11 protein-coding genes are annotated in these 12330 nt (G+C 68.6%); 1 reads left to right on the forward strand and 10 read right to left on the reverse strand.

Annotated elements, in window-relative coordinates:
* Positions 1 to 29: 29 nt before the first annotated feature.
* The 10 genes from frr to dnaE form a co-directional block, all read right to left on the reverse strand.
* The gene (gene frr / locus BRESU_RS12430) at positions 30 to 587 is read right to left on the reverse strand and encodes a ribosome recycling factor (RefSeq protein WP_013269906.1); all 558 of its coding nucleotides are present in this window, start codon (positions 585 to 587) and stop codon (positions 30 to 32) included.
* Positions 588 to 612: 25 nt separating this feature from the next.
* The gene (gene pyrH / locus BRESU_RS12435) at positions 613 to 1356 is read right to left on the reverse strand and encodes a UMP kinase (RefSeq protein ID WP_013269907.1); all 744 of its coding nucleotides are present in this window, start codon (positions 1354 to 1356) and stop codon (positions 613 to 615) included.
* A gap of 99 nt (positions 1357 to 1455) precedes the next feature.
* Positions 1456 to 3072: a M20/M25/M40 family metallo-hydrolase gene (locus tag BRESU_RS12440; protein WP_013269908.1), complete on the reverse strand. Its 1617-nt coding sequence runs from the start codon at positions 3070 to 3072 to the stop codon at positions 1456 to 1458.
* A gap of 129 nt (positions 3073 to 3201) precedes the next feature.
* Positions 3202 to 4146, reverse strand: coding sequence for a translation elongation factor Ts (gene tsf / locus BRESU_RS12445; RefSeq protein WP_013269909.1), 945 nt, complete (start codon positions 4144 to 4146; stop codon positions 3202 to 3204).
* 99 nt (positions 4147 to 4245) lie between these two features.
* Positions 4246 to 5142 carry a 30S ribosomal protein S2 gene (gene rpsB / locus BRESU_RS12450; RefSeq protein WP_013269910.1) on the reverse strand — a complete coding sequence of 299 codons (897 nt, stop codon included), beginning with the start codon at positions 5140 to 5142 and terminating at the stop codon, positions 4246 to 4248.
* A gap of 196 nt (positions 5143 to 5338) precedes the next feature.
* Positions 5339 to 5806, reverse strand: a complete 468-nt coding sequence (locus BRESU_RS12455; protein ID WP_013269911.1) for an SRPBCC family protein — start codon at positions 5804 to 5806, stop codon at positions 5339 to 5341.
* Complete coding sequence (locus BRESU_RS12460) at positions 5799 to 6149, reverse strand: ArsR/SmtB family transcription factor (RefSeq protein WP_013269912.1); 351 nt, start codon at positions 6147 to 6149, stop codon at positions 5799 to 5801. The genes BRESU_RS12455 and BRESU_RS12460 overlap by 8 nt, the downstream gene beginning before the upstream one ends.
* Before the next feature lie 119 nt (positions 6150 to 6268).
* Entirely contained in the window at positions 6269 to 6859 is a 591-nt protein-coding gene (locus tag BRESU_RS12465) for a DUF4142 domain-containing protein (RefSeq protein ID WP_013269913.1), read from the reverse strand.
* A 116-nt stretch (positions 6860 to 6975) separates the two neighbouring features.
* Positions 6976 to 8496 (reverse strand): D-alanyl-D-alanine carboxypeptidase/D-alanyl-D-alanine endopeptidase, encoded by a 1521-nt coding sequence (gene dacB / locus BRESU_RS12470; protein WP_013269914.1) that lies wholly within the window; start codon positions 8494 to 8496, stop codon positions 6976 to 6978.
* Positions 8496 to 11948, reverse strand: a complete 3453-nt coding sequence (dnaE, locus tag BRESU_RS12475; protein ID WP_041762580.1) for a DNA polymerase III subunit alpha — start codon at positions 11946 to 11948, stop codon at positions 8496 to 8498. Before dnaE ends, dacB begins: the two co-directional genes overlap by 1 nt.
* Before the next feature lie 268 nt (positions 11949 to 12216).
* On the opposite strand from dnaE, the gene BRESU_RS17700 reads away from it, so the two are divergent.
* A complete protein-coding gene (locus BRESU_RS17700; protein ID WP_013269916.1) occupies positions 12217 to 12330 on the forward strand; it encodes a hypothetical protein in 114 nt (37 codons plus the stop codon).

Genomic DNA, 12330 nt, shown 5'->3' on the forward strand with positions numbered 1-12330 from the left:
ATCCATTCTGTCGAGGTGAGAGGAGGCCCTCAAACCTGCATGATCTCAACTTCCTTGGTCTTCAAGGTCTCGTCGATACGCTTGATGGCCGCATCGGTGTCCTTCTGGACCTCGGTCTCCATCTTTTTCTGGTCGTCCTGGCTGATCTCGCCGGCCTTTTCCGCCTTCTTCAGGTCGTCGTTGGCGTCGCGGCGCACGTTGCGGACGGCGATCTTCTGCTGTTCGGCATATTTTCCGGCCAGCTTGGCCAGCTCCTTGCGGCGCTCCTCGGTCAGGGGCGGCACGGGAATGCGCAGGGTCTGGCCGTCGACGATGGGGTTCAGACCCAGGCCCGCGGCGCGGATGGCCTTCTCGACCGGTCCGACCATCGACTTGTCCCAGACGCTGACCGAGATCATCCGCGGCTCGGGCACGCTGATGGCGGCCACGGCGTTCAGCGGCGAGGTCGAGCCATAGGCCTGGACCTGGACCGGATCCAGCAGGCCGGCGTTCGCCCGGCCGGTCCGCAGGCCCTGGAATTCCTCCTTCAGGGAGGTGACGGCGCGGTCCATGCGGTCGCGATAGGTCTTCAGATCGGGCTTGGCCATGTGGGTCTCCTGGGTTCGTTTCTTGTCAGGCCGTCGGGGCGGGAAGGTCGCTGATGACCGTGAACGTTCCCTTGCCCTTCAGCACCTTGCGCAGTGAATCTTCCTCGCGGATCGAAAACACCACGATCGGGATCTTGCTCTCGCGCATCAGGGCGATCGCGGCGGCGTCCATGACCTTCAGGTTCTGGCTCAGCACGTCCTGATAGGTCAGGTGCTCATAGCGCGTCGCCGACTTGTCCTTCTTGGGATCGGCCGAATAGACGCCGTCGACGGAGGTGCCCTTCAGCAGGGCGTCGCAGCCCATCTCGGCGGCGCGCAGGGCGGCGGCCGTATCGGTCGTGAAATAGGGGTTGCCGGTGCCGGCGGCGAAGATGACCACGCGGCCCTTCTCCATGTGCCGGACGGCGCGACGGCGGATGTAGGGTTCGGCGATCGCGGCCATGGGGATGGCGCTCTGCACGCGGGTATCGACGCCGATCTTCTCCAGCGCGTTCTGCATGGCCAGGGCGTTCATGACGGTCGCCAGCATGCCCATGTAGTCGGCGCTGGCCCGTTCCATGTCGGCAGCCGCCGTCGACAGACCGCGGAAGATGTTGCCCCCGCCGATCACCAGACAGACCTCGGTCCCGCCTTTGACGACACGGGCGATGGCGGCGGCCACGGTGTCGACCGTCGCCATGTCGATGCCATAGCCCTGATCGCCCATCAGGACCTCGCCTGATACCTTGAGCAGCACCTTCTTGTATTTCGGGGCACTGTCAGCGGGCATGGGGGTCTCGTTCTGCGGGATTCGTGGTGTCTTATAGACGAAGGGCGCGCCCGGCTTCAAAGCCGAACGCGCCCCCCATGACATTTCGCCGACGACGGCTCAGTTCGTGATCGGGAAGCCGACGGGATCGCTGGCGGTCGGCCGCGTCGGCAGCGGCATGCGCGGCAGCGGCTCGTCGCTGTTCGCCGCGCTCAACAATATCCCGGCCAGCACCACGGCGGCCTGGCGCAGGTCGTCGGGCCTCAGGTGATCGTAGGAGTCGATGCTCGTGTGGTGCAGGCGGCTGCTGTAATCCAGCGGATCCTGGATGAACTGGAAGCCGGGGATCCCGACCGTCTGCATATAGACGTGGTCGGTGCCGCCGGACGGGCGCAGCGAGACGGTCCCGGCCCCCATGCTGGCGAACGGTTCCAGCCACTGCTCCAGCACCGGAGCCGCCGCGACGTTCCCCTCGGCATTTATGCCCCGGATCTTGCCCGAGCCATTGTCGATGTTGAAATAGGCGACGAGGTCGGCATGGCCTTCGCGCGGCTGCACGGGCCAGCGGGCCCGCCAGGTGCGGTTGTTCGGCAGGGCGGCCAGGGCGGGATCGCTCAGCGGGGCGCGCGTCGCCACGTGCCGGTCGACATAGGCCAGCGAGCCCAGCAGGCCCTGCTCTTCCGCGTTCCACAGGGCGAAGCGGATCGTCCGTTTGGGCCGGACCCCCAGGGCCTTGAGGATGCGCGCGGCCTCCATGACCACGGCGCTGCCGGCGGCGTTGTCGACCGCGCCGTCCGAGGCCACCCAGCTGTCCAGGTGCGCCCCGGCCATCACATATTCGCCGGACCGGTCGGTGCCGGGGATGTCGGCCAGGACGTTGTAGGCATTGACGTCCTCGTCATGGAACCGGACCTCGCTCATCAGCTCCAGCGTCGGCACGGTTCCGGCCTTGGCCAGCCGCGCCAGACGACGATAGTCCTCGGCGGCCAGTTCCAGCCCGGCCAGACGCGGCGTCTGACCCACCTGATACTGATAGCCGGTGCCGTGCAGCAGGCCGCCCTCGCGCTGGGACATCCGCACCCAGGCGACCGCGCCTTCGTCGGCGAGGAAGGCGTCAAGGCGCGCGGGGAAATCCGCGGTCGCGCCGCGCAGCTGACGCTCGGGGGCGTCCGGATCGGTCTGCGGCAGGGAGTAGGCCTGGCGCCCGCTCAGCTCCTCATCGGTCCATCGGCGGAAGGCGGGTTCGGTCGGCTCGGCCCCCGTGGTCGGCGCGGTCAGCATGACGATCTTGCCCGCCAGCTTGCCGCGCCAGGCGTCGAACTGGTCGGCGCTGGTGATCGGGGCGAGGATGACCTCGCCGCTGACCGTGCCGTTGGTCGAGGGGGTCCAGGCCACGGGAATGGCGCGCAGGTCGATCGGCCGCGGCGTCGTCATGCGCGCGCTGGAGCGCACGATCGACCAGCCCCGCCCGAATTCGAAGCCCTCGGCCCTCACGTTCGACAGGCCCCAGTCGGTGAACCGTTGCTGCGTCCACTGCTCGGCCTCGCGCATCTGGGGCGAGTTGGTCAGCCGCCCGCCGATCCGGTCGGTCAGCCAGGCCGCGGTCTGCATGACCTCGCTGTGGTTGAAGCCCTGGTCGATGACCCCGTTGAGGGCGACACGATCGACGGATTGCGCCTGGGCCGCGCTGGCGAACAGGAGGACGGCGGACGAGACGGCGGCAAGACGACGGATCACAAGGCTTCTCTCGATGACGGACGGACAGGCGGGCATTTGACCCGAGACCGGCCGCCGCGCCAACCCGGAACGAAGAAGGGCCGGCGATCGCTCGCCGGCCCTTCCGTCATCTAGCCGTGATCGTCGGGATCAGGCGTCGGTCTTCATCATCGAGGCGACTTCCGAGGCGAAGTCCGGTCCTTCGACCTTCTCCACGCCCTCGCCCAGCGCCAGGCGGACGAAGCCGGCCAGGTGCAGGCCGGGCGCGCCCAGTTCCTTGCCCGCGTCGGCGACCAGCTGCTCGATGGTCACGTCGGGGTTCATGACGAACGGCTGCTTGGTCAGCACCACGTCCTTCTGGAACTTGTTGATCTGACCCTCGACGATCTTGGCGATCATGTTCTCGGGACGGCCTTCTTCCTTGGCCTTCTCGGTCAGGACCTGACGTTCCTTCTCGACGGCGGCCGGGTCCAGATCGTCCGTGTTCAGCGACAGCGGAGCGGTCGCGGCCACGTGCATGGCGATCTTGCGGCCCAGTTCGCGCAGGGCGGTCTTGTCGCCGCCGCCGTGCAGGGCGACCAGCACGCCGATGCGGCCGAGGCCCGGAGCCACGGCGTTATGGACGTAGGAGGCGACGACGCCTTCATCGACCGACAGGCGGGCGGCGCGACGCAGCTGCATGTTCTCGCCGATGGTCGCGATCATGTTGGTGACCTCGGCCTGGATGGTGTTGCCGTTTTCCAGCTCGGCGCCGTGCAGGGCCTCGACGTCGTGGTGCTCCAGGCCCTTTTCGGCAAAGGCCTTGGCGGCGTTCTGGAACAGCTCATTGCGGGCGACGAAGTCCGTCTCCGAGTTGAACTCGATGGCGGCGCCGACTTCGCCCTTGCCGTCTTCCTTCGAAGCGACGGCCACCAGGCCCTCGGCGGCGACGCGGTCGGCCTTCTTGGCGGCCTTGGACAGGCCCTTGGCGCGCAGCCAGTCGATCGCGGCGTTGATGTCGCCGTCGGTTTCCTGGAGCGCCTTCTTGCAGTCCATCATGCCCACGCCGGATTTGGCGCGCAGTTCCATGACGAGGGCGGCGGTGATCTCGGCCATTTCTGGTCTCCTGAGGTCTTGAATGCGTGAGCGGCCGGGCTTGGATTAGCCCGGCCGCATGTCAGATTTGCGGACGGTCCGGTGTGCCGGACCGAACGATCAGGCTTCGGTCTTCTCGGCTTCGGCAGCCGGGGCCTCGGCGGCAGGCTCTTCGGCGGCGGTCTCTTCGCCCGAAGCAGCCAGCATTTCCTCGGCGACAGCCTCGGTTCCGGCAGGCGCGGCGTCCGCATCGACCGGGGCCGAAGCCTCGGCCAGCATCGGCTCGACGGGGTTTTCCATCGCGCCCAGGTCGACGCCCGAGTGGGCGGCGCCGGCCGCCAGGCCGTCCAGGACGGCGTCGGCGATCAGGTCGCAATAGGTCTGGATGGCGCGCGCGGCGTCATCGTTGCCCGGGATCGGATAGGTGATGCCGTCGGGATCCGAGTTGGTGTCCAGGATCGCGATGATCGGGATGTTCAGCTTGCGGGCCTCGAGGATCGCGATCGCTTCCTTGTTGGTGTCGATCACGAACATGATGTCGGGGATCGAGCCCATGTCGCGGATGCCGCCCAGCGACAGTTCCAGCTTTTCCTTCTCGCGCGAGAGGTTGACCAGTTCCTTCTTGACCCGGCCTTCGCCGCCGCGCTCCAGGATGCCTTCCAGCTCGCGCAGACGCGCGATGGAGCCCGAGACGGTCTTCCAGTTGGTCAGCGTGCCGCCGAGCCAGCGGTTGTTCATGTAGTACTGGGCGCAGCGCTTGGCGGCCTCGGCGACGGGCTCAGCAGCCTGGCGCTTGGTGCCGACGAACAGGACGCGTCCACCTTTCGCAGCGACTTCGCGCACGGCCACCAGAGCCTGGTGGAACAGCGGCATCGTCTGCGACAGGTCGATGATGTGGATGTTGGAGCGCGAGCCGAAGATGTAGCGTTCCATCTTCGGGTTCCACCGGTGCGTCTGGTGGCCGAAGTGGGCGCCCGCTTCGAGCAGGGTGCGCATGGAGAAGTCTGGCAGAGCCATGATGGGAAGTCCTTTTTCCGATTATTCCGCCGCAGGCGGTGAAAGGACCGGGTGGTCCCTCGGAACGGAGCGTCCGGGATGTCTCCCCGAACACGCCACGCCTGCGTGTGAAGTGGGCGGCGATATAGGCGGGTTGGGCGGATAAGGCAAGGCGGGTGTCGGGACGCCGTCCCGTCCGCCCTCCCCCCTTCGCCCCTCAGACGGCGAGCAGGTCGTCCAGCGCCTCGAACTGTTCGGGCCAGGCCCCCGTGCTGCCCGAGGCCATTGCGGCGTCGAGCGCGTCCTTCGAGGGATAGAGGTCGCGGACGATGATCCGGGTCCCGCCGTCCACGGGTTCGAAGGTCACGGTGGTCACGGCCCCGTCCGGCTCCTCCTCGTTGGTCCAGACGAGGCGGGAGGGCGGCGTGACCTCGATGTAGCGACCGAAGAAGGCCATCGGCTGTTCCGAGGCGGGGTGGCCGAACACGAAGCGGTACGACCCGCCGGTGCGGACATCCATGTCGCACGACAGGAAGACGATCCCGAAGGATCCGGGGGCCCACCAGCGCATCATCAGCGCCGGCGTCGTCCACGCCTCGAAGACGATCCGGGCCGGGGCCGCCAGGGTTCGCGTCACCGTCAGTTCGCGATCCGATGTCCGTTCGACGGTCGTGGGGCTATGCATCGTCCTGCTCCTTGCGTTTCAGCGTCTCGACGACCTCGGACAGGGCGTCGAACCGGGCGTCCCAGAGCCGACGGTGACCCTCGATCCAGGCGGCCTCGTCCTCCAGACGGTGCCGGCCCAGCCGGCAGGTCCGCACCCGGCCCACCTTCTCCGTCGCGACCAGACCCGCCGCTTCCAGCACGCCGACATGCTTCTTCATGCCCGTGAGCGTCATGTCGAAGGCCTCGGCCAGTTCGGTGATCGAAGACTCCGACCGTCCGAGGCGCGCCAGGACCCCGCGCCGGGTGGAGTCCGACAGGGCGGCGAACGAGGCGTCGAGGCGGGATGTCAGTTGCTGAACCATATGGTTCACTGTTAGCGCGCACGCGGGCGATGTTCAAGGCGTCATGCGCATCCTGCAGAACGACGAAGGGCGGCCTCCTGCGAGACCGCCCCGCCTCCAGCCTGGGTTGTTTTCCCGACCTACATCGCGTCGAGCATGGTCTGCGCGCGGTCGCGGTGCATGGTCACCTTGGGGATCACCTCCGTGGCCAGGGCGGCGAGGCCCGGGGTCTCGGTGTGGTCCTTGAAGCCGTTGAGAAGGGTCAGGGCCTCGTTGTGGGCGGCGACCTGCTGGGTCAGGAAGACCCGGTCGAAGTCGGCGGGTGCCGCAGCGTTCAGATTGTCGATCAGGCCCTGACGGCGCTCGTCCATTCCGGTCGGCAGGGTGGTGTCGGCGGCCTCGGTCGGGGCGAGGGTCTTCAATTTGGCGGTCGAGGCGGTGTGATCGGTCTTGATCATCCCGGCCAGTTCCTTGACGCCGGCGTTGGTCGACTTCGCTTCGGCGATGTCGGCGGCGGCCAGTTCGTACATGTCGGACGTCGCCAGCGCGGTGACGAAGCCCCCGGCGGTGTTGGCCCCGAGCGTCGCGGCCGAGGCCTGGCCGACCGGGACCGAGGCGGCGTCCTGGGTCGCATTGACGGCGGCGGCGGCGGCGTCGGCGGGGTCGTCGGACTGGCTGCAGGCCCCCAGCAGGGCGAGGGCGGCGGTACCGACGAGAAGCGTGCGGATCATGGGGTGGTCTCCTTCAGAGGTTGGATGCCTAACCCCCACCAGCCTCCCCTGTTCCTGTGTCCGTCAGGCGACTCCGGTCCCCCGCTGCCCGACCGTCCCGGCCCTGTGGCGCCGCCTCAGTGCGCCGCCGCCAGCGTCAGGAGCGCCAGATCCATGGCCTCCAGCGCCGGGTCGGCCGTCGAGGGTCGGTCGTTGGCGTAGATCGAGAAGGCCACCGTCCGGCCGCTGGCCGCCGTCAGGAAGCCGGCCAGGGCATTGACCCCGTTCAGACTGCCGGTCTTGGCGAAGACCCGGCCTTCCAGAGGCGTCCCGGCGAAGCGCCGGAGCAGCGTCCCCGCCTGACCGGCGACCGGCAGGGTCGCCCGCCAGGCCTCGCCCCACGGCTGTCGGCTGGTCCAGACCAGGAAGGTCGTCGTCGCCCGGGGGCTGATGCGGTTGTAGGCCGACAGGCCGGATCCGTCGTACAGATCGAAGGCGGCGCGCTCGAGGCCGGCGGTCGCCATGACCGCCTCGACCTGCGCCAGACCCTCGGCCCTCGCTCCGGTGCCGTCCAGACGTCCAAGGCGGCGCAGCAGCAGTTCGGCGTGCAGGTTCTGGCTGAACCGGGCGGTGCGGTTCAGGCTGGCCAGCAGCGGCGGTCGGGCGAGGCGCGCGACCTCGACCCCGTCGGGCTGATCCACGGGCGGCAAGGAGTCACCCCTGGTCGGGTCATCGGACAGCTCCAGCGGGCGGTGGCGGGCGCGGACTGTGCCTTCGACCGTCACGCCGCGCGCCTCCAGCAGCCGTCTGAACCGCAGGGCCGCCGTCAGCGCCGGATCGTCCAGCCCGACCCGCAGGGCGACCGCGTCGCTCCCCGTCGGCATCTGGCCATACAGACGCACGACATCCTCGCCCGGCCGCCGCTCCACCCTCAGGTCCGTCTCTCCCACCGCGACCGTCACGGCGGTGTTCACCAGAGGCAGAAGATCGTCGCCCGCCCGCCAGGCGGCCTGGACCGGCGCGCCCGCGGTCTGGACCGGGGACACCTGCAGGACCACGATGTTGTCGTTGACCGTCAGGGCCGAGACGGCGGTGCCGAACCCCTCCTGCATGTCCTCCCAGGCCCAGCCGGGGCCGCGTCGCTCGTCGGGGTACAGGCGGTCGTCGCCGACGACGTCCCCGACCCGCGTCGTGCGCGCCGCCGTCGCATCGGCCAGCGCCGCAAGACAGTCGGCCACGCAATCCGGACCGTCACCCAGCGCCGGGTCGCCCGCCCCCATCAGGACCGCATCGGGGGCCCGGCCCTCCCCTCTGGCCTCGAGCCGGACCGAGGTGCCGTCCATCGGATCGGGGTCGCCCGGATCCTGCAACAGGGCGAAGGCGGCCGCCGTGGTGAAGATCTTGGTGTTGGACGCGGGGCTGAAGCGGTCGTCGGCGCGGATGTCGACCAGCACCTGACCGTCGAGGGTCATCGCCATCATTCCCCACCGGGTGCCGGCCAGTCCGGGCTCGTCGAGGATGGCGGCGAGGGTCCGGTGGCTGTCGCCTGCAGCAGACGAGGCAGAGGTCGCCCCCAGCGACGCGCATCCGCCGGCCGACAGGGCGCAGATCAGGATCAGGGACGACAGGGCTGCCCGGACAGCGGCCCCGGGGCGCATCAGGCTTCTTCCAGCATCAGCACGCCGGGGGCCGATTTCAGCGCCCCCCGCAGCGCCCCGTCCAGCCGGTACCGGCCCGGGAGCCGCATCTCGACCTCGCGCCGCCCGTCCAGCGAGGCGATCAGGGTGATCTCCCCGCCCTTGCCCTGCGCCAGGGCGCGCGCCAGCCGGGCCTGGATGGCGGCGGGATCGGTCGTCCGCGCCGAGACGTGGACCCGCAGCCCCACGGTCGAGTCGTCGACCAGCGCATCCAGCCGCGAGCAGTCGTCACCGAAGAACCGGACCTCTCCGTCCGACGACTTGGCGCGGACCCGGACCATCAGGGCCGAGCCGACCTCGAGCAGGTCGCGGCATTTCCTCAGCTGTTCGGGCGGAAACAGGCATTCGAACTCACCCGTCGGATCGGAAAAGGTGACGAAGGCGAACTTCTCGCCGTTCTTGGCGCTGGCCCGTTCCTGACGCCGGCGCACCACGCCGGCCATCATGAAGGCGTCGTGGCCCTGTTCCGCGCGCTGCACGGCCTCGGCGACGAAGGTCACGCGCTTCCGGCGCAGCGCCCCTTCCATGTCCTCCAGCGGGTGGCCGGACAGGTAGAAGCCGACGGCCGACAGCTCCTGGTCCAGCCGTTCCGGCCCCACCCAGGGCTCGACGCTCTTCAGCCGCGGCCGCGACGCCCCCGCCTGGTCGGCCCCGAACAGCGACACCTGCGACGAGGTCCGGTCCGCCGCCACGCTCTGGCAATAGGCCATCAGGGTGTCGGCCTGTTCGAATAGCTGACGCCGGTTGGGATGGATCGAGTCGAACGCCCCGGCCTTGGCCAGCCCCTCCAGCGCCCGCTTGTTGACGGCCCGCGGATCGACCCGTTCCAGGAAGTCGAAGATGTCGGCGAACCGGCCGCCGGTCTCGCGCACCTCGACGACGTGCTTCATGGCCTCGAGGCCCACGTTGCGGATCGCGCCCAGAGCATAGAGCACCGCGCCAGTCCCCTCCTCCCAGGTCACGTCGAAGTCGGCGGACGAGGTGTTCACGTCGGGCGCGCGCACCGGCACGCCGAACTTGCGCGCGTCCTGATAGAAGACCGCCAGCTTGTCGGTGTTGGACAGGTCCAGGCTCATCGACGCGGCGAAGAACTCGACCGGATGGTTCGCCTTCAGCCAGCCGGTCTGGTACGAAATCAGCGCATAGGCGGCGGCGTGCGACTTGTTGAAGCCGTAGCCGGCGAACTTGGCCACCAGTTCGAAGATGGAGTCCGACTGCTGTTCCGGCACGGACTTCTCGGAGGCGCCCTTGATGAAGCGCGCCTTCTGGAAATCCATCTCCTCCTTCTTCTTCTTGCCCATCGCGCGGCGAAGAAGATCGGCCTCCCCGAGGCTGTACCCCGCCAGGATCTGGGCGATCTTCATCACCTGTTCCTGGTAGATGATGACGCCGTACGTCTCGGTCAGGACCTCGGTCAGGGACGGATGCAGATAGTCGACCTCGGCCCGCCCGAATTTGCGGTCGATATAGGTGTCGATCATCTCCATCGGCCCGGGCCGGTACAGCGAGATGAGGGCGGTGATCTCCTCGATGGAGCCGCAGCGCATCTTCCTCAGGGTGTCGCGCATGCCCTGGGATTCCAGCTGGAACACACCGACCGTCTGGCCCGAGGCCATCAGCTCATAGGTCTTGCCGTCGTCCAGCGGCAGCAGGTTGAAGTCCTGCGCCGCGCCCCGCCGCGACAGGTATCCGTGCGCGCGGTCCAGCACCGTCAGGGTCTTCAGACCCAGGAAGTCGAACTTCACCAGACCGGCGGGCTCGACCCATTTCATGTTGAACTGGGTGGCCGGGATGTCCGAGCGCGGGTCCTGATACAGGGGCGTCAGCTCGACCAGCGGCCGGTCGCCGATGACGATGCCGGCGGCGTGGGTCGAGGCGTTGCGGTACAGCCCCTCCAGCTCCAGCGCCGTTTCCAGCAGGGTGGCCACCGCCCGGTCCGCGTCGCGCGCCTCGCGCAGACGCGGCTCGATCTCGATCGCCTGGGCCAGGGTCGTAGGGTTGGCCGGGTTGTTCGGGATCATCTTGGCCAGGCGATCCACCTGGCCCAGCGGCATCTGCAGCACCCGGCCGACGTCGCGCAGCACGGCCCGCGCCTGCAGCGTGCCGAAGGTGATGATCTGGGCGACCCGGTCCTTGCCGTAGCGCTCCTGGACGTAGGTGATCACCTCTTCCCGCCGCTCCTGGCAGAAGTCGATGTCGAAGTCGGGCATGGAGACCCGCTCGGGGTTCAGGAACCGCTCGAACAGCAGGCCGAACCGCAGCGGGTCCAGATCGGTGATGGTCAGGGCCCAGGCCACCAGCGACCCGGCCCCGGACCCCCGGCCCGGCCCCACGGGGATCCCGTGCGACTTGGCCCATTTGATGAAGTCCGACACGATCAGGAAATAGCCGGGGAAGCCCATCTGGGTGATGATCCCGACCTCCCACTCCAGCCGGGTCCAGTAGTCGGCCTCGGGCGCCGACGGGGTGACCAGCTTCAGCCGCGCCTTCAGCCCCTCGCGGGCCTGGTGCATCAGCTCGTCGGGCTCGGTCCGGCCGTCGCCCGTGTCGAAGCGGGGCAGGATGGGCGGGTGGGTCTTGACCAGGAAGGCGCAGCGCCGCGCGATCTCGATGGTGCTGTCGCAGGCCTCGGGCAGGTCGGCGAACAGGGTCCGCATCTCCGCCGCCGTCCGGAAGAAATGCTGGTCGGTGATCCGACGGCGGTCCTCCTGACCGGTGAAGGCCCCGTCGGCGATGCACAGCAGGGCGTCGTGCGACCGCGCCTGGTTCTGACGGGCGTAGTGGACGTCGTTGGTCGCCACCAAGGGCACGTCGTGGCCATAGGCCCATTCGACCAGACCGCGCTCCGCCGCCGCCTCGTCCGGCCGGCCATGCCGCTGCAGCTCGACATAGAAACGATCGCCGAACGCCCCGGCCATCGCCGCCAGGGCCCTGGCGCCCTCGGCCGGCTTGTTCTGGACGAACAGGGGATCGACCGGTCCGTCCGGACCGCCCGACAGCAGAATCAGACCGGCCGAATGGGCCACGACCTGATCCCAGGTCACGTTCGGCTCCTCGTCGCCGGCGTCGAGGTAGGCCGAGGACGACAGGGCGCACAGGTTCCGCCAGCCCGGCTCGTCCTGGCAGATCAGGACCACGGTCGGCACCTTGGCCCAGCGCTCGGTGCGCTTGCCGCCGATGCCCGTCACCGGCAGGGCGCAGGCGATCAGGGGCTGGACCCCCACCGACTTGGCGGCCTCAGAGAACTCCAGCGCCCCGAACAGATTGACCCGGTCCGCGACCCCGACCGCCGGCATCCCCGCGTCCGCAGCCAGCTTCCCGACCTTGCCCGCCTTGATCGCGCCTTCCAGCAGCGAATAGGCCGAGCGGACCCTCAGGTGGACGAAACCGGTCTGTGCGGGCGTATCGGAGATGGCCTGAACCTCGATGTCAGGCCGGAGGCGACTCATCTCGCCAACAGGGCGACCTGCCAGACCATCCAGACAAAGCCGCCGCACGATGCAAGCGACAGAGTTTCCCGAACCACCCGTGTCATCGGCTTATCCCCAGATTGCGTGTTCCGGTATTGTTCTATGTTGGCTTTTTGTTCTCGTCAACAGCCTGTGGGACGCGCGCTGTGGAAAGGTCTAGGGTGGAGCCATCGCATCGCCGCTCCGGCGGTGCCTGTGTGGAGTACCGGCGATGGCCAAGGGTCAAGTGAAGTCGAACAAGGAAGCCCGCAAGCCCAAGGCCGAGAAGCCCAAGCCCGCCGTGTCGGTGGGGACCTCGCCCTTCACCCAGCCGGGCAAGAAGTAG

The sequence above is a fragment of the Brevundimonas subvibrioides ATCC 15264 genome, assembly GCF_000144605.1.
Classification (GTDB): Bacteria; Pseudomonadota; Alphaproteobacteria; order Caulobacterales; family Caulobacteraceae; genus Brevundimonas; species Brevundimonas subvibrioides.